Raw genomic sequence first — 19396 nt, forward strand, 5'->3', positions numbered from 1 at the left:
CACCCCTAAGCACGCCAACACCTGCACCCCTAAGCACGCCAACACCTGCACCCCTAAGCACGCCAACACCTGCACCCCTAAGCACGCCAACACCTGCACCCCTAAGCACGCCAACACCTGCACCCCTAAGCACGCCAACACCTGCACCCCTAAGCACGCCAACACCTGCACCCCTAAGCACGCCAACACCTGCACCCGTAACCACGCCACCAACACCTGCACCCGTAACCACGCCACCAACACCTGCACCAGTACCCACAGAAACGCCAACCCCAACTCCTGCAGCAGTACCCACGCCAACTCCTACACCAGTACCAACGCCAACGCCTATTAACATTCCCGATACAGACTGCATTTGCGATAAAATTGAGTATCCCAATCTCAACCAACCAAACCAACAAATTGATAATATTATCAATGGTGGTGGTCTGCTAATTGGTACTTCCAAAAACGACGCATATTTTGGCAGCAACAGTCCCAATATCTTCGATGCTTTAACTGGCAACGACAACCTATTTGGTGGCGACTTTAATGACATCTTCAACGGCAATGAAGACAACGACTTCATTGACGGCAATCAGGGAGACGACCTCCTGTTTGGTGGCAAAGGAAACGACATCATTCTTGGTGGTTTTGGTGAAGATATTATCTTTGGGAATGAGGGAAGCGATGCAATTAACGGCAAAGAAGAAGATGACTTAATCTTGGGCAATAGAGGTAATGATTTTATCGACGGCGGCAAAGGAAACGATATCCTATTGGGATCAAAAGGAGACGATTTAATGCTCGGCAGCGAAGGCAATGATACTCTCTTCGGACAACTCGGAGACGATACTTTGTGCGGCGGTGCAGGAGATGACTTTCTCAGTGGCAACGAGAATAAGGACTTAATCGACGGCTGCGAAGGAAACGATACAATTTACGGGGGTGAAGATAATGATACCTTACTTGGCTGCGTTGGCGATGATTTCTTGTCGGGAGATTTAGGGGATGACAGCCTGATCGGAGGTTTGGGCAACGATACTTTTGTCTTAGGAAATGCGCGTGGATTTGATATTGTCTCTGATTTTGTCAAAGGTCAGGATTTCATCGGATTGTCGGGAAATCTGAGTTTTGACCAGTTAGAAATTAGTCAGAACAATAATAGCGCGCTGATTAAATTCAAGGGAAGTGGAGAAGTATTTGCTTCGTTAACTGGAGTCAACGCCACCTCCATTGGTGTTAGCGATTTCCGAATAGTCTGAACCTAAAATAACGCAGATGAATAAGATTTCATCTGCGTTGATATCTCTTGATGCTGAAAAAATAGAATTGGCAAAAATAAGCTCATGCCGTCTCAAGTCCTTATATTAATTCTGCCTTGTGCCTTCTACTTTCTGCCTGTCGGTGACTAATTTCCCGATCGCCTTAACTGCAATACTGGGATGAAAAAGTACAGCCGGCGACTCAATCATGTGCAGAACTTCCAAAAATGCTTGACAAACTTTAGCATCTCCGACAAGGACTTTTAACACCAACTCCATGTACTCAATAATCAGCCGCGTAGCTAGGTTGAGTTTTGCACCTTCACTTCCCGGATACCGGGAATCCTGACTGATAGCAAACGTCCAAGGAATAGTATGTAATTTTGCTAGTTTTTGTTGAAATTGTCGGGCCAAGCTTGTTAAATCGCCTTCTGGATGCCGCTCTCTTTGCTTTTGCAAACATTCATCTAGCATCTGAGCATCCAGTGCAGCAACCGTCATTCCCTGTCCGTATATCGGGTTGAAAGCGCAAACTGCATGACCGATAATTATTAAGTTTTGAGGGTGATGAGGGAGGCGATCGTAGTGGCGCAAACGGTTTTCTGTACCTCGATAGCTATAAACTGGTGTGAGGGCTTCTGCATCTTTAATCGCATGATAAATTGTCGGGGTTGGGAGAGTGCGGGCAAATTCTAGAAAACCTGCTTCGTCTGTGGGGGGATAATCGCGATCGCCCCCGGCGACACTCACCAGCCAGCGATTGCCTTCGATCGGGAAAATTGCACCGCCACGGGTGCGAAATGGCGGTCCTAGTGACACAAATACTGGCGCTGTGTCTGACAATTTACCCCTGCATTTATAGATGCGGCTGGCATAGCCAACAAAAGCATTGATAGCGGTTTCTTGCGGAGGTTCATAGCCCCAACTTTTCAACCATTGAGGTGTTTTGGAAACTTTGCCACTAGCATCGACTACCAAATCTGCATTCAAATTCTCTTCATGGATGTTAGCTGGGTTGTGGCGATCGCGAAAACGCACCGACACGCCAGTAATCTCAGCGTGCGAGGCATTCGCCAGCAACCCCATTACTGTGCCTCCTTCGAGGAAATGCACATTCGTATTTTCAGCCAAGCGGCGGCGAATTTGCCAATCCAGTAAATCCCGACTGAACATAATTAAATCATTTAGATCCGGGCTAAATTGCGGAGCCCAACCCGCCGGACTAAACCACCCGATCGACCTTGGATCTAAACTAGGAGCACCAGCAGCTACCAGTTCGTTTTCCAAGCCGGGAAAAAACTCTTCTAGGATGATTCTCCCCCGATTTAAAAGGATGTGAAGATGACGGGATTGAGGAATACCGAGGCGAGGTGCGGGTTTTTCTGGAAAAAAATCTCGTTCAACAATACTTACTCGGTCGAAGTGTTTTGCTAATACTCTGGAGGCCAACAGTCCTGCTAAACTGCCACCAATAATAATTGCATGACTTTCTCGCTGCACGCTCGAATTCCTTAAAAGCTAATTTGCCATGACATTGGTAGATGAATTGTGAACAATTTGTCTGGGCTTGGGTGCCGACTCTTAATACCGATCGACCAAAGATTCTCCTCGGCGATTATTTTAATCAGACTTACCATTACTATCATCTCTATCGGGTGCGCCGCAGGGCATTTTACTCATAACTAAGAACTAATAACTTAACCACTGCCAACTTACATAGCACAAATAGCCCTAAATAGATAGTCAACTCCCGACATATTTATACACTTCCAACTGTAGGGGGATGCTTTAGCTCGTCAATAAGGCGATGCTTGCCATTGGGGGCAGGAGTCTAAAACTATACATTAGTTAACTTGCGCCAACGAGCGCGCGCACCCACTCCTTAATGAGGAATATACTATGTATCAAAATTTCCCAATAAATCCACAACTGTATAACATCGGGTTCTGGCTGGCCCAAGTGCCAGTAGAGCAGACTACTACAAACAGAGCAGAAGACGCAGCACTCCTGTATTCCGGGCCACAATTTTTTATCGCTTTGATAGCTGGAGTCGTACTAGCCTGCGCTTTCCAACTCTTGCTAACAAATTTATCAGTAGCCGCGGGTCTTTCGTACATGGGACAATCCCACGACGAGGATCACCACTCGGATAGCGGCAGCCCCCCAGTCCGCCACATCGGCCGAAAGGTAGGTACTTGGACGCTAATCACCGTCACCATCGCCCTATTCTTTGCTTGCTTGCTAGCAGTTAAGCTCAGCTTGATTAGCAGTCCCGGTTTAGGTGCGATCGTCGGTTTAGTCGTGTGGGCCACCTATTTCTCAATGCTCGTCTGGGTGAGCTCCACCACCGTTGGTCAGTTGATCGGTTCCCTCGTCAACACCGCGACATCAGGCTTTCAAGCCATTGTCGGCACCGCAGCCTCGGCCATCGGCGCAAAAGCAGCCAGCAACCAAGTAGTCGCAACAGCCAAAGCAGCAGCAGCAGCAGTGGGCCATGAACTGGGTAGCGCGATCGACCCTACAAGCTTGCGCGAAAACGTCGAAGACTACATCCAAAGCCTCAAACCGCCCGAATTAGACATCAAAGGGATGCGTAGCGAGTTTGAAAAATTGCTCAACGATCCCCAACTCAAAGCAATTGCTGGCGAAAATTTGCCGAATCTCGATCGGCAAACTCTCGTAGATTTAGTAAGTTCGCGATCGGACTTATCAAAACGCGACGTAAACCGCATCGTAGACCAACTCCAAGATGCTTGGAAACAAGTAGGAAAACAAGGCCAACAATCAGACGGTATCGCCCAATTAGTAGACTATCTCAAATCTGCCAAATCGGGTGATTTGCTCTCTGATACCCTGACAAGTAGGGTAGAAAAAGCCCTCGGCAATCTGGGCGGTCAAAATTCCGGAGAAAGCCCGACCATGATGTCCCAAGCAACGACAATGGCAGTCAATGCTTTAATGGGAATAGTATTGGGCCGGACGGATATGTCCGACTTCGATGTTGAAAAAGTAGTCGGTCAGCTTAAAGCAGCTAAAGACAAAGTTAGCCAGCAAAGTGATAAAATTACGGCTCAAGTCAAAGGCGAACCCGTAACTTACAGCCCTATTCGTGCGGATGTAGAAAACTACCTACTCAACACTTATTCGTGGCAAATGAACCCCCAAGCCATCGAGCGCGAATTTCGGGACGTTCTCTACGATCCGACAGCCGATCCGGGAACTGTGCGCCGCGAATTAGAAAAACTAAAACAGTCTAATTTTGCCGAAATCCTGGCCAGTCGAGGTGTTTTTACCCAAGACAAAATTAAACAAATTTCCCAGGAATTAGAAGCAATTAGACAGCGCGTTTTACAAACCGTGATCTTTGCCGAGGAGCAAGAAAAATCTCGTGATTTGCAGTGGCGGCTGGAAACTTATTTGAAGCTGACGCCCAAAGAAGAACTGACAGCAGCAGGTATCGGGAGCGATTTCAAAAAAATCTTAGAGGATTCCGACGCTAGTTACGAACAGTTGCGCGATCGGCTTTCTCCTTACACCCGCGACAGTTTTGTGCAAATTCTCCGAGGTCGCGAAAACTTCGGATTCCAGGAAGTAGAACAGATTGTTCAAGAGTTAGAAAGGACGCGAGATGTAGTTTTAGCAGATGCTACAGGTCTACAAGAAGCAGCGCAAGCCCGACTAGACAACCAGTGGCAAAGAGTACAAGAATACTTGAAGTCTACGGGCAAAGAAGAACTCAATCCCGAAGGCATCAAGCGCGATTTGAAAACGCTGCTGGATAACCCAGAAGCGGGAATGTGGGCCCTGAGAGCTAGAGCTTCTAAGTTCGATCGCGAAACTTTGGTAAAATTGCTATCTCAGCGGAAAGACCTCAGCGAAGACCAAGTAAATCAGCTTATCGACAGCGCTGAAGAAAATTGGCACAGTGTGATGCACGCGCCGCAAAAGCTGGCAGAAAAAGCTAAGGATCAGTACGACAATACCACCACAGCCCTTGCAGATTACCTGCGTAATACTGGCAAATCAGAACTCAATCCTGAAGGGATTCAGCGGGATTTGACAAAACTGCTGCAAAATCCCAAGGAAGGGGCTTTAGCGCTGCGCGGCCGCCTGTCTCAGGTCGATCGCGATACTTTGGTAAAACTGCTTTCTCAGAGACAAGATTTGAGCGAGGAACAAGTCAATCAAATTATCAACCAAGTGCAGGATACTCTTGGCTCGATTGTGAAAGCGCCGCGCCGTTTGGCAAAACGGGTACAAAGCCAAGTACAGGATTTTCAGAGTGTTTTACAAGATTATTTGCGTAATACAGGCAAGGATGAATTAAATCCCGAAGCCATCAAGCGCGACTTGCAACTGCTGCTGCACGACCCGAAAGTCGGCGCATACAGTTTGGGCGAGCGCTTGTCGCACATCGATCGAGCTACAGTTGTTTCTCTGCTGTCTCAGCGGCAGGATATTTCTGAAGCAGAAGCCAATCGCATTGTCGATGGAATTTTGTCGGTGCGCGACGAGTTTGCAATGCAAATTCAGAAAATACAGGAGGGTATTCAGTCGGTAATTGACGGGATTCTCGGAAAAGTTCGGGATTACCTCAATTCGCTCGATCGCCCAGAACTCAACTACGAAGGGATTACGCGGGACGTGCGGAAGTTATTTGACGATCCGCAAGCCGGATTTGACGCTTTGCGCGATCGGCTGGGTCACTTTAACCGCGATACTTTAGTAGCACTAATTAGTTCTCGCGAGGACATTTCTGAAGCAGATGCCAACCGCTTGATCGACCAAATTGAAAGAAGCCGCAACACCGTCTTGCAAAGAGCAGAACGCTTGCAGCAAGAGGCGCAGCTTCGCCTCGAAAGCATCAAACTGCAAGCCGAAAAACAAGCCGAAGAAACCAGGAAAGCAGCAGAAGTTGCCTCGTGGTGGCTGTTTTTCACCGCTCTTACTTCTGCAGCAGCAGCAGCAGGCGCCGGTGCTTTAGCCGTCATTCGATAAAAAAGACTCAAGTTGCGATCGGATTGCAGATAGTGCCTGATATGAGTTTCTACTGATATCAGGCACTAATGTTAGTAAAGGATTTGATCCGGGAGGGGGAACGGGTTTGTATTAATTTGTTGGTACTGTTGAATAATGTTATGGGTAAACCAGTTCCTACCTGTTGGTTGAGGATTGTGGAAACGGTGAATTTATACATCTTAATTAGCAGTTTTGATTAATTCAAAATAGAAAACTAAAAAACTGATTTTTTTGATTGTTGTATATTTTATTTTCGGATGTAATAAATAAAAAGTCGCCGGATATTCATTGCCTCTGCTATAGCAATCCTAAATGATTATACTCGTTACCAGGAAGAGCCTGGTAACGCAGATCCGGAGGCTGTGCCTCCATAGTCTCCGCCGAGGCAGAGCCTCGCTTATATCGGTTCCAAGGAAGAGCCTGGGAACAAGTTAACCAGTTATTGAAACTGATGCGAGGATTGCTATATATGACTATTTTTGAACGCGGTTCCAGCTTCTAGGCTGGATAGGCTTTTGGGGTTATTCCACTACTCCTGCAAGGATTGCTATAAAAGGACAAAAATTAAAACAGCTATGGGAATGAAAACCTTTTGGCAGGCCCAACTCGGCGCGCCAGTCCGCTCTCTCCTCAATATTTTTTAGGTACAATAATAGTTAGGCTTCTCAACCCAGCACGCCTGTTCTATCAACCGCCCGCCGCCGTGGCTGCGTCAGTATCAAACGCGAACTGTTTTGAGTTCGATCGTTTCTTGTGAAAATGCTGATCGTCAGATCATAACTTGTAGGTCATCAGATCATAACTTGTAGGTCCTAGGTTGTGCATAATAGGGAACTAAAGCTGTGAAAATACTACACTGACTGTGGGGGGCAACATACCGGATACCTTGGAAATACCAAGGGCTTTGCTCTCGTCAGTCCACACCCGTCAAAACACGCAGGCCCTGCGATCGCCAATGCTAAACAACCTACGTCTCAAACTTCTCCTGGCTAGTTGCCTAGTAGCACCGTGAGGAGGGCGACGCCATGCAACTCCGAAAAAAAACACTATTGATCATCGGTGCAGCGCTAATCAGCCTGATTGTGGTTCTTTATGCCACTGCATCAACCATTTTGCTGCACGATTTTCACAACCTTGAGGCACAGTACGTCCGTCAGGATGTCGCACGGGCTTTGGACGCATTAGATGATGACTTGTCGAATTTAGACACCAGCGCCCAAGATTACGCCGAGTGGGACGATACTTACTCTTTCGTCGAAACACGGAACGAAAATTTTGTCAAGTCAAATTTCGTCGATTCGACATTTATTTACTTGAGACTAAACTTCTTGGTGCTGCTTGACTCCAACGGTCAGACGATCTTCAGCAAAGGTTTCGACCTGAAATCCAAAACCGAAATCCCGATTCCCGAAAGCTTAAAACAGCAATTGACCGAGGCGCTACTAGACTCATCGAAAAAAGTCGAGGGCGATCGCCCCGCCGCCAAAACAGGCGTCCTCACCCTGCCAGAAGTCAGACTGCTGATTGCCGCCAAGCCTATCTTCAACAGCAACGCCCAAGGCCCGTCGCGGGGGACGCTGATCTTGGGACGCTACCTCGACAGCAGCGAAATCGGTTTGCTTTCAGAACTGACTCACCTGTCAGTGGATTTTAGATTGCCGAGTTTAGATTTTAAAGTGGGAGCCACGAACTACTCCGGGCACAGCACCAAGGCGATGGCTCAATCGAGGCAGGAGTTGGAAAATGTCAAACTCAAAATTTCCAACCTCAAATCAGTAGAAATTTTAGTCGAGCCACTCAGCGACACCTTAGTCGCAGGATACGCCCTAATTCGCGACATCCACGGCAACCTAGCGTTGCTGCTGCGAGTAGAGACAGATCGCATCATTTACAGCCAAGGTCAGGCTACCTTAGAGCTGTTTACCTTATCAATACTGGCAGTAGGTTTAATATTTAGCGCGATCGCCATGCTGTTGCTAGAAAAATCAGTCTTGGCAAGATTGGCTTCCTTGAGCACCAGCGTTAGCAACATCGCAGCCAACGGCGACCCAGACTTGCGCGTTCATATGGACGGAGGAGATGAACTCGCAAGCTTGGCCGACACCATCAACCGAATGCTAGAAGCATTGGGCAATTCTCAAGTCGAACGTAATGAAAGCGAAGACCGCTATCGGTTGATGGCCGAAAACTCAACCGACATAATCACCAGACACGACCCCAAAGGCGTGTTTGTTTACGTCTCGCCCGCCAGCCGGGCTTTGCTGGGATACGAACCTTCGGAACTCATTGGCCGCGTCCCCAACGATTATTTTCACCCCGACGATTTAGAAACCATTGCCAAAGCTCACTGGAAAGTCCTGGCGCTCCCAGTTACTTACACCGTCAGCTACCGCATCCGCCGCAAAGACGGCAAATACATTTGGTTTGAAACCACCGGCCGCACGATTAGTGATCCCCAAACGGGCGAAGTGCAAGAAATTATCGGCATTTCCCGTGACATCAGTGTGCGGAAGCAAACAGAACAAGAACTGCGAGAAAGCGAAGCTGCAATTAAAGCTTTGTATCAAGTGACTTCGGGTCCCCGTACAGACCCGCTCAACCACCTCTCTACCTTTGATTTGCGCCTCCAAGAACTGTTGGCAATGGGATGTCGGCAGTTAGGCCTGTCCGTGGGAATTTTGTCCTGGATTCAAGGCGACAACTATCAAATAATGGCTGTTGAGTGTCCCGACGGGTCGATCGTCAAAGAACAAATCTATGATTTGGAAAAAACTTTCTGCGTGGCGACGGCAATGGCAAAAGAACCGATTTACTTTGAGTCGGTGAGATTTTCGGGTTTGTCCTTCAACACGGACGAGCCAGCCTTCAAAATCGAAGCTTACATGGGCATTCCTGTCACGGTGGCAGGTGAAGTTTATGGCACTCTGTGCTTCTTTTCTCCTACTCCTGTGACAGAACCGTTCCGAGTTGTAGACAGAGAGTTGATGAAACTGATGGCTCAGTGGGTGGGAAGCGAACTCGAACGCCAGCAAACAGACGTAGATTTGGCAAAAGCTCGCGATCAAGCACTGGCGGCTACTAGAGCAAAAAGCGAATTTTTAGCCACCATGAGCCACGAAATTCGCACTCCGATGAATGGAGTCATCGGCATGACCGGTTTGCTGTTGGATACCCGCTTAACTGGCGAACAGCGCGATTTTGTAGAAACTATCCGCAGCAGCGGCGATGCCTTGCTGACACTAATCAACGATATTCTAGATTTCTCGAAAATTGAGTCGGGCAAATTGGACTTGGAGGAACATCCGTTTGACATCCGCACTTGTATTGAGGAATCTCTAGACTTGGTAGCTGCCAAGGCGGCACAAAAAAAACTCGAACTGGGTTACTTGATCGATCGTACAGTACCGGCAACGGCGATCGGCGATAGCACCCGCTTGAGGCAAATTTTAATCAACTTGCTCAGTAATGCGGTTAAATTTACCGACGCTGGAGAAGTAGTGGTTGCGGTGACTGCCAAAAAGATTTCAGTGCCGGCGGCTAATGCTAAAGAACCGCCAGCAATTAATGGCGAACCGGTAGTAATTAACCCAGCATACGAAATACATTGTGCGGTCAAAGATACCGGTATCGGCATTCCGAGCGATCGCATGGATCGGCTATTTAAATCTTTCAGCCAGGTTGATTCTTCAACGAGCCGGCAGTACGGCGGTACCGGATTGGGTTTGGCAATTAGCAAGCGTTTGGCGGAAATGATGGGCGGCCGGATGTGGGTGGAAAGTATGGGTAGTCTGGCGGGGAATCCTCCGGCAGATTTTAAATCGGCAGTGTTTGATTGGGGATGGGGAGAATCTTGCGAAATTGCCGAAAAATATTGCTATAGCAAATCTGTACTCAGCAACAAGCCGATCGGCCAAAATACCACATCCGTTGGCTCTACTTTTTATTTTAGTACGATCGTTTCTGGCTGCAAGAATTCCTTACCAGTTAACTTGAGCAATTCTCAACCTGAATTAACTGGTAAGCGAGTCTTAATTGTCGATGACAATGCTACCAACCGCAGAATTTTGACTCTCCAAGCTCAGTCTTGGGGAATGGTGGCTAGGGCTTCAGCTTCGGCTCGTTTGGCTTTAGATTGGCTGGCTGCTAAAGAGATGTTTGACTTGGCAGTTTTGGATATGCAAATGCCGGAAATGGACGGGTTGGCTTTAGCGGCGCAAATTCGCCGATATCCTGATTGCGAAAGGTTGCCGTTAGTGATGCTAACTTCGATCGGCAGGCAAGAAATTAACCCTCCTGCTATGGAGATGGATTTTGCTGCTTTTTTGAATAAACCCATCAAACAATCTCAGCTTTACAATGTTTTAATCAATATTTTTGGAGAACAGACAACTGAATTTAAAGGGCAGCGCACTAGCGGGCCCTTCTTACAAAGCATACCCGTGCTGGCCGAGAACTTACCCCTGCGGATTCTGTTGGCTGACGATCATTTGGTGAATCAGAAGGTGGCTTTGCAAATTTTGCAGCGGATGGGGTATCGCGCGGATGTGGCGGGAAACGGTATCGAAGTGCTTGAAGCTTTGCGCCGCCAGCCTTACGATGTGGTGCTGATGGACGTGCAAATGCCGGAAATGGACGGTTTGGAAGCTACCCGCCGCATCCGCGAGCAATTTTCAGAAGATTGCACCTTAGAAAATTCCAGGGGAGAATCAGACGTTTCCGCAACAGACGAGCAATCTAAAAATCTAGACTCGACCAAAAATCCCACGGGAGAATCAGAGGTTTCCGCAACTGATGAGCAATCTAATAATCGAAAATCCCGAATCCAAAATCCAAAATTGACTGACGAGGAATCTAACAATCGAAAATCGAAAATCCAAAATCTAAAACCACCTAGGCCTTGGATTGTGGCGATGACGGCAAATGCGATGCAGGGCGATCGCGAAGAGTGTATGGCTGCGGGGATGGACGACTATTTGAGCAAGCCGATCGCCATTGAGCAGTTGGTGCGAGCTTTAATGGCGTGTAAATCTCGCTCGAACTCCGCATTCGATCGTCTGCAGCCGATTTTTGGTTTGAACTCACAGGCCGAACATATCGAAGCAACGAGTGAATTAGAAGTGCGATCGAATGTGGCTGTGGCGGGAAATCCACAACTGACAATTCCCAATTCGCCTGCAGTCGTCGATTGGGGTGCATCAAATCTCGATCGGGCTTTGTCACAGAGCCACGATTCCCTGAGCGCCAAGATTATAGAGGGACTGCGAGATGTGGAAGCTTTGGACGAGGCGATCGAGATTTACCTCGAAACAGCTCCCGAACTGCTGCGAGGCATCTCTATGGCTCTGTGCAACGCCGATCCGCTGGCTTTGCGGCGATCGGCTCACTCTTTAAAGTCGATTAGCGGTACTCTCGGTGCTTTTCGCTTGTTTGAGCTGTGCGAGGAACTCGAAATCATGGGCCGCATCGGAACAAATGCTAACCAGCCTTTACCTGATCCAGCCTGCGCGCTTTTAGAACAGGTTGAGGCCGAGTATCAAAGAGTCGAAACAGCGTTAAAAATAGAAATGCAGTCTGTTGATTGTTAGCGGTTAGAGCCTGTTCGATTGATTTCTCATAAATTCAAGTCCGCTCCGGGTAAGGCTGTCAATCTGAAGCAACATTAGACAATCGAAAGTTATCTCACCCACCCCAAGGAGGGGACTGTTAACTATTAACTTACTTTTTAGTTACCAAAACCCAATCGTCCGCTGTTTTGACAATCTCAGCATTCTGCAAACCTAAATGTTTTAAAACTGGTTTTTCTAACAGAAAATAAGGTTGAGGAAGAGTTTGCCATTTCTGTTTGAGCGTCGGCGCGTCGGCGACAATAACTTGGCGTTCACTGTAAAAATTCAGCGATGGACGGCCTAAGCGGTGAGAAGTAAACACTTGTTGACCGGCTGGGGTTCCTGTGCGGACAATTTCGGCGATCGGCTTAACCGGATAATCTTCTGCCAGTTCCCACACCCAGTTATCAGAAGCCACCAATACCAACAGCGTGACGTAAGTTCCCCAAATTAAAACTAATATAAACTGCCGATCTTTGCGGTGCAGCAACACTGCCCCCATTGTCATTGTCAAACCTACAAACATCAGCATTAACTGCAAATCTCGCTGGGGAGGTGCAATTTGTCCCCCGATCCGTACCCAGCCACTGAAGTACACACAACCGACGACAGCAACTACACCCAGCACTGCCAAAATCGCTGGATGAGGCAACAAAGAAATAGCATCAAAATGTTCTTCTGCTTCCTCTTTGATCGGCTCTGGTGGCAGCCACAGTTGCTCCCAAACTTCAGCGAGATAGCTGCCAACGGCAAGAGCAAAAGCTGGATAAATTGGCAAAACATACCACGGCAATTTAGTAGTCATCACAGAAATAGCCAGCAGATATACTCCAGTCCAAACCAATACTAATTTTGGCCCTGGAAAATTGCGATTTTCCCAACTCAGACGCAGCCCTTGTAGCCAAAATAACTGCCAGGGCCAAGCTAATTTTAAAATTTCTAAAAGATAATACCAGGGCGGCCCTCTGTGACTGCTCACAGGTTCCGAAATGCGCCGGAAAGATTCATTAACTAAATTAGCGTGGATGAAATATTGGCCGTAGTGCAGCCATTGGGCAAAATACCAAGCAGCTACTGGCAATGTTCCGATCGCGAATCCGCCCCAAAGATACCCAGAAGTGAGGAGTCGCGGGGTATCCCAAACCAAAAAAATACAGCCCATCCCAGCCAGCAGCAGCCCCAACATGACGCCCTTAGTCAGGCAAATGAGTCCGAACCCAATCCCCGCGCCCAAAGCGTAGCGCAAGTCGCGGCGCGATCGTAGCAAACACCACATCGCCCCCAGCAAAAAACACAAAACCGCCCCATCCAACATCGCCAAACGTCCATGCCGCACCACCGGTAACAGCGTCAGATAAACGAGGGCAGAAAAAATGGCAATCAAACGCGGAGGAAACAACTCCCTGCCAATGGCGTAAAGCAGGGGCACTGAAGCCGCCGTCAGCATCGCCGGTACCAACCTCGCCGTCAATTCACTGACGCCGCCTGCTGCAAAACACAGCCCGATTAGCCAGTGTACCAGCGGCGGTTTGTTGAAATAAGGCATAGAGTCGATCGTCGGATACAGCCAATTTAAGTTGCCGCGCCAAATTTCGCGACTTACCTGCGCTGCAATGCCTTCATCCCAATCCCGCAAAGCCACGCCGCCCAGATTCAGCCCGAAAATCAGCACCGCAGCCAACAGAAAAGCCAGCATCCACAGTTTGTCTGTAAAGCTGTCATTCCAGCGATTTTTCGGTTTGTGGCCCCGGAATGGAAAGATTTCTGACATAAGTTAAGAGAGTTTTGAGCGTCCCAAACTGCAGGTAAACTTAGACAGCAGTTATTTGCGACTAGGAAAATACCATGAACTTGCCTGTAATTATAGATATTATCATTGGCTTAGTCTTTATCTACCTGAGTTTAAGCTTGCTAGCTTCGGAAATTCAGGAACTGATTACTACTGTTTTGCAGTGGCGGGCGGAACATTTAAAGAAGTCGATCGAAGTGCTGATTTCTGGCGGCAGCGAAGGCGCGAAAGATCCCCTGCAATTTAAGAGAGTCGGACAGTTAGCCCATTCGATTTACGCCAATCCGATTATCAAGGATTTGAATCAGGGCGCGAAAGGGCTTTTATCAGAGGGATTCCGCTCTGTTACGCACCGCATGGGGGATTTGTACCACGGAGTTACGGGTACTAAAAATGTTTTTGGCAATAAATCCAGTGGGCCTTCTTATATTCCAGCCGAGTGTTTTTCGGCTAGCCTTTTGGAAACTTTAAAGGTTTCTAGTTTGCTCAGCTCTATCTCTAAAACGCGATTGGAAAGATTTAAAAACTTACAATTAGCACAAATTCAACAGATTGGAGTAAATCTGAGTTTGCCGAATGCTACTAAACCGATAATTGAGCAAGAATTTAGGTGGCTGAATGCGGAGTTCAATCGAGTTGTCGAAGATTATCAAAACAATTTAGCAAGTTTGAACAACAGCTTAGATCGGATGTCGGAAAAGCTAGGATTTTATATTAAGGATTCTCAGGTTTATCTACCAGAAACCGAGCTAGCAGGGAGAGAATTTCAGAGGCAGATGGCATTTGTCAAGGCTCGTTTTGACAGCAAAATTGAGCGGGTGGCGCTGCTGGGGCAACTGCAACCGAGTTTCAGCAATATGTTAAATACTGTTAAAAAAAGTCAAGAGACGGTAGCAGAAATTATGGATATTAAAGAGGAAAGTCCAATTTATCAACAAATTCAAGAAACCTTGGACAGTATGCCAGAATCTTTGAAACGCAGCCTTTATATTTTAGCGCAGCGCGCTGAAAAAGGCGGCGGAGATACTCAAGAGCAGTTGCAGCGTTTTCAGAAAGAAATTGAAATTTGGTTTGACCAATCGATGGAGCGTGCTTCTGGCGTTTACAAGCGGAATGCCAGAGGGGTTGCGATTTTGCTCGGAACTGCGATCGCAGTCGCTGCTAATGCTGATAGCATTCATATTATTAATCGGTTGTCGAAGGATTCGATGTTGCGATCGACTGTTAACTTGTACGCTGAGCAGTTGGTGACAAACAATGCTAAGACTAAATCAAATAATTTAACCAGTCTCACAAAAGTTCAACAGGATGTCGATCGAGCTTTGGATCAGGTAGCTCTGCCTTTTGGATGGAGCGAACAGAACAGCTTAGAACGAGATAAGCAGGGGAATTTATTGTGGCCGGCTTTGATTGGAAAATTGTTTGGTTGGATATTGAGCGGCGTAGCTATTTCTATGGGGGCTGCTTTTTGGTTTGAGGCGCTCAACAAGATTATTAATATTCGCAATGCAGGGAAAAAACCGCCATCTTCCACAGAATCTTGAGCGGTGCAGTTGCGAGGCCAATCTACTAACTGTCATACCCTTTTAGATTTTAGATTTTAGGTGGGGGAATGACTGAAGACTATCGAGGTTTGAAGCACGGGTTTAGATTTGGATTCTTTGCGTGAAAGTGGTATCACCGGTAGGATATCGGATCGATCGCTAATTGCGCGTTAGCCGGAAGTAAGGGAAAACACGCAGAATATAAATTCCGTGCGATCGCGGATGGCAGTGCTGCAGAAATAGAGGAAACTAATAGATAGGTTAAATAAGAATGGGCGAAATAAACAAGGTCGCTGGCAGTTTCAGAAGCTCTGACTCCAAGGCTGTATGTACCGCTAAACACACTTTTGGAGGACAGAATATGTTGACTTCTTTAAGGGAAACGACTCCCGCCTCGGAATACGCAAATCCCCCATCCAAAAGCTTTGTATTCAAGGACTCCAGCATCAATGAAGGTGGATATTTTGTTTCCAGAATTTTGGCTGGGGAATCTGACTGCATCAAGAAAATTACTTCGGCACTTCAAAAATCTGTCTCTATCCTTAGAGAGATTGACAAAGTTCGCACAACTTCTCGCGGCACCTCGAACCCACTGCAATTAGGCTTTGTTATCGTCAGTTCAGATTACCTGGAACCATACAAAAGTCAATTGCCAAAATCGCACAGTTCCCTGAGTAAAAACAGGGGACTGGGTTCGTGTTATGCCGATCGAGATAGTGATACACTCAGCAACGGCGGTGGGCGCGATCGACTGTTTGCTAATTAATTAAGGAGAGTGATTTAATGGAGGGTGTGAAACGTACCGAGGGCGACTGGGCCGAATGCAATTGTAATTAGTGACGCAGGCGCGATCGAAATCAACGATTATATCTGACTCAATCTGCAATAATATCAACTCCTGCGGAATAATTTGAATCACGTTTGTAGCGAGGTGGGCATTCCTCACAGTGTCGGTAGCACGCCATAAGCCAATTGATTTCTAGCGAGGGGTTCCACTTAAGATTAGACCGTTTTGACTGTTAGTAAGCTGCTACGCATTTAAATTGCATCCAGAAACGGGCAGGATGCCCGTTCCACAATAATTGTAGACAAATTGACTGTCAAATTAGATGCACAACAGCTTAAATGCGACCAAACCTCCTGCCAATCAGTATTTGGATGTATCGGAAACCTAGCAAGTTCAAAGCATATAGAATTATTCACAATCTACATAATTCAGTTTTCCCTTGGATCAAATACAGCTAGGTAAACTGTAATGCCTTGCGCCTATACGTATAATATCACACTCAAATCAAAACTACTAAATATAATTCAGAGGAGTTATTCTGAGGGAAATTACCATAAAGAATTGGTTTAAAGCCGGAACCCTGATCGGGAGAAATTAAAAGAAGAGTATTCATTACTCCAATCCTCTTCTTTCCAGGTAGAGGTCGCTATCAACTGTCAACTATCAACTGTCAACTGTCAACTGAACTCCACCATTTCCGAGTACCTGAAATCAGGCTACTGCTAGCAAACTCAGGTCGCCAAAATTTGATGTACAACCTAGATTAATTTATTTGAATAGGCGCGATAAATGTTGTAATATATTCCCAGCGGTAGAGGCAAAAATTTCCAATGTGGTCAATAGACTATCTGTAAAGGTGGCTCCAAATAAATCCATAAAAATATTTCAAAAAGTACACAATGTCTCAATTGGGTGTTAAGATATAATGAAATAAGCCTGATGAGATTACTCCGGGGTGTATCTACTAATAATGCCCTTAATGGAGTCTCCAATATGAGTTCTACATTCGCTCAAGTTAACTCACAATCTGCTTTTGAAAAACAGCCACTGCGCTCCTTAGTCTTCATTGACTCCGGCGTGGAAGATTACGAGTCAATTACAGCGGGAGTGCTGCCGGGACAGCAGGTAGTAATACTCGATCGCACCAAAAACGGCATCGAACAAATCACCTCGGAGATAGAAAAATACGCCTCTACTAAGGGGGCGATAGACTCGGTTCACATTATTTCTCACGGCAGTTCTGGCAGCCTACAATTAGGCAATACCGCTCTGGGTTCAGATAATATAGAGCAATACAAAAGCCAGTTGGAAAAGTGGCAAACTTCCCTAGCCCCACAAGCAGACATCTTGCTGTACGGCTGCGACGTAGCCGCGGGTTCAGGTGCTAATTTCGTCGATCGATTCAGTCAATTAACCGGGGCTGATGTTGCCGCATCCACCAACACAACCGGCAGTGGCGGCGACTGGAATTTAGAATTTGCTAAGGGCCAAATTGAATCTCCCTTAGCCTTGCAGCCAGAGGCTATGGCAAGTTACCAAGGTGATTTAGCTACGATCGTAGTAGCCAACAAAAGCGATAGTGGGCCAGGTTCATTAAGGGCTGCGATCGCCACCGCTGTTGCAGGCGATATCATTACCTTCGCTCCAGGTTTAGCCAGCCAAACCATTACCCTCACCAGCGGTCAACTCGATATTCCCGTTGGCAAAAACATCACCATTGACGGCGCCGCCGCAGCGGGTTTAACTATTAGTGGTAACAACGCATCCCGCGCCTTTTTTGTCAATGCCAACGTTGCGACTGCTACGAATTTTGCTGTCAAAAACCTCATTATTACTAACGGCAAAACTACCGATAGAGGCGGCGCGATCGGCACAACCGACGAAGTAAACCTCACAGTAGAAAACGTTCAGTTCAACAACAACGTCGCCGATAAAGGCGGTGGCGCAATTTTCGGTAATTTCAACAATACCCTGACTGTTACCAACAGTAAATTCAACGGCAACGTAGCCACTGCAGCTAACGATGAACGCGGTGCAGGTGCGATCGGCTTTTTGAGTTTCAAAACTTTTACAGTCACCAACAGCGACTTCACCAACAACAAAGGAATTAACGGCGGGGCAATTAACAGCCTTCAAGGTAAGCTGACAATTGACAACTCCCGATTCATCGGCAACGATACCACCGCAGCCACTTTCGCCACAGGTCAGCCCAATGATTTCTTAAGAGGTTTCGGCGGCGCACTTTATACCGATCGAGCCAGCAATCCCAGCGAAGCTTCCGGCACAATTAAAATCACCAAAAGTGTATTTCAAGACAACAAAGGGCGAGGCGAAGGCGGAGCAGCTTATCTGTTTACCGGCACCCAAGATAGCGTAAGTATTGCAGACAGCACCTTCCAAAACAACGAAATTCTGTCGCTTCCCGGTGGCAACAACGGAGTTGGAGGCGGGTTGGTAAACTTGAGCAACGGTCTCAACAAAGGACTTACGGTCTCCAACACCACCTTTGCTGGCAACAAAGCCCCCGGTCAAGGTGGTGCAATGTGGATCATGGATGCGCCTACCACCATTACCAACAGCACCTTTTCTGGCAACCAAGTTACTGGGACTACGGACTTTTACGGCAATGTCGGTGGTGCAATGGCTCTTTATTCCCCCACAACCATCGTCAACACCACCATTGCCGATAATTCCGCCCGTTGGGTTGGCGGAGGCATCTCAGCTGCAGAAGGAAAGCCTGTCAGCGTCAAGAACACGATTTTTTCTAACAACACGGCGGGGAATGAGTTTGGCATTCAGCAGCACACCAGTAGCGAACTAACTGACCAAGGTGGCAATTTTCAGTGGCCTGTCAAAAAAACCACTAACTTCAACGATTACAATGCCACGGCAAGTATTACGATCGCAGACCCCTTACTTGGTCCTTTGCAAAACCTCAACGGCGCTTTAGTCAGGCCGCTGCTGATAGGAAGTCCGGCAATTGATAAAGGGATTGCCACCGGCGCACCCATTACGGATCAGCGCGGCGTGACTCGCCCTCAAGATGGCGACAGCATTCCAGGCGCGATCGTGGACAGTGGCTCTTTTGAATTGGGAGGTAGTGTCGTCCCGGTGCCGACACCAACTCCGGCGCCGACTCCGACACCAACTCCGGCGCCAACTCCGACACCAACTCCGGCGCCAACTCCGACACCAACTCCGGCGCCAACTCCGGCGCCAACTCCGACACCAACTCCGGCGCCGACTCCGACACCAACTCCGGCGCCAACTCCGACACCAACTCCGGCGCCAACTCCGACACCAACTCCGGCGCCAACTCCGGCGCCAACTCCGACACCAACTCCGGCGCCGACTCCGACACCAACTCCGGCGCCAACTCCGACACCAACTCCGGCGCCAACTCCGAC

General features: G+C 47.7%; 7 protein-coding genes and 1 pseudogene. 6 read left to right on the forward strand and 2 right to left on the reverse strand.

The window, feature by feature from the left end:
- Window positions 1-1244: pseudogene (locus QUA40_RS22290) on the forward strand (calcium-binding protein); the annotation flags it as partial.
- Window positions 1245-1349: 105 nt separating this feature from the next.
- Here the strand turns inward: QUA40_RS22290 and QUA40_RS22295 are convergent.
- Window positions 1350-2744, reverse strand: a complete 1395-nt coding sequence (locus tag QUA40_RS22295) for a 2-polyprenyl-6-methoxyphenol hydroxylase-like oxidoreductase (protein ID WP_333129870.1) — start codon at window positions 2742-2744, stop codon at window positions 1350-1352.
- Window positions 2745-3143: 399 nt separating this feature from the next.
- On the opposite strand from QUA40_RS22295, the gene QUA40_RS22300 reads away from it, so the two are divergent.
- Both QUA40_RS22300 and QUA40_RS22305 read left to right on the forward strand, forming a co-directional pair.
- Window positions 3144-6242 carry an MFS transporter gene (locus QUA40_RS22300; protein ID WP_333129872.1) on the forward strand — a complete coding sequence of 1033 codons (3099 nt, stop codon included), beginning with the start codon at window positions 3144-3146 and terminating at the stop codon, window positions 6240-6242.
- A gap of 1046 nt (window positions 6243-7288) precedes the next feature.
- Window positions 7289-11848, forward strand: coding sequence for a response regulator (locus QUA40_RS22305; RefSeq protein ID WP_333129873.1), 4560 nt, complete (start codon window positions 7289-7291; stop codon window positions 11846-11848).
- A gap of 130 nt (window positions 11849-11978) precedes the next feature.
- Here QUA40_RS22305 and QUA40_RS22310 read toward each other — a convergent pair whose 3' ends face one another.
- The gene (locus QUA40_RS22310; RefSeq protein ID WP_333129876.1) at window positions 11979-13640 is read right to left on the reverse strand and encodes a glycosyltransferase family 39 protein; all 1662 of its coding nucleotides are present in this window, start codon (window positions 13638-13640) and stop codon (window positions 11979-11981) included.
- 74 nt (window positions 13641-13714) lie between these two features.
- Between QUA40_RS22310 and QUA40_RS22315 the strand changes: the two genes are divergently transcribed.
- The 3 genes from QUA40_RS22315 to QUA40_RS22325 form a co-directional block, all read left to right on the forward strand.
- On the forward strand, window positions 13715-15202 hold the full coding sequence (locus QUA40_RS22315) for a hypothetical protein (RefSeq protein ID WP_333129878.1): 1488 nt from the start codon (window positions 13715-13717) through the stop codon (window positions 15200-15202).
- Between the two features lie 361 nt (window positions 15203-15563).
- Window positions 15564-15968, forward strand: coding sequence for a hypothetical protein (locus QUA40_RS22320; RefSeq protein WP_333129881.1), 405 nt, complete (start codon window positions 15564-15566; stop codon window positions 15966-15968).
- Window positions 15969-16982: 1014 nt separating this feature from the next.
- Window positions 16983-19396 (forward strand): DUF4347 domain-containing protein (locus tag QUA40_RS22325; RefSeq protein WP_333129884.1); only part of this gene is annotated, 2414 nt, incomplete at its 3' end.

Source organism: Microcoleus sp. Pol11C3 (assembly GCF_036701485.1).
Classification (GTDB): domain Bacteria; phylum Cyanobacteriota; class Cyanobacteriia; order Cyanobacteriales; family Microcoleaceae; genus Microcoleus.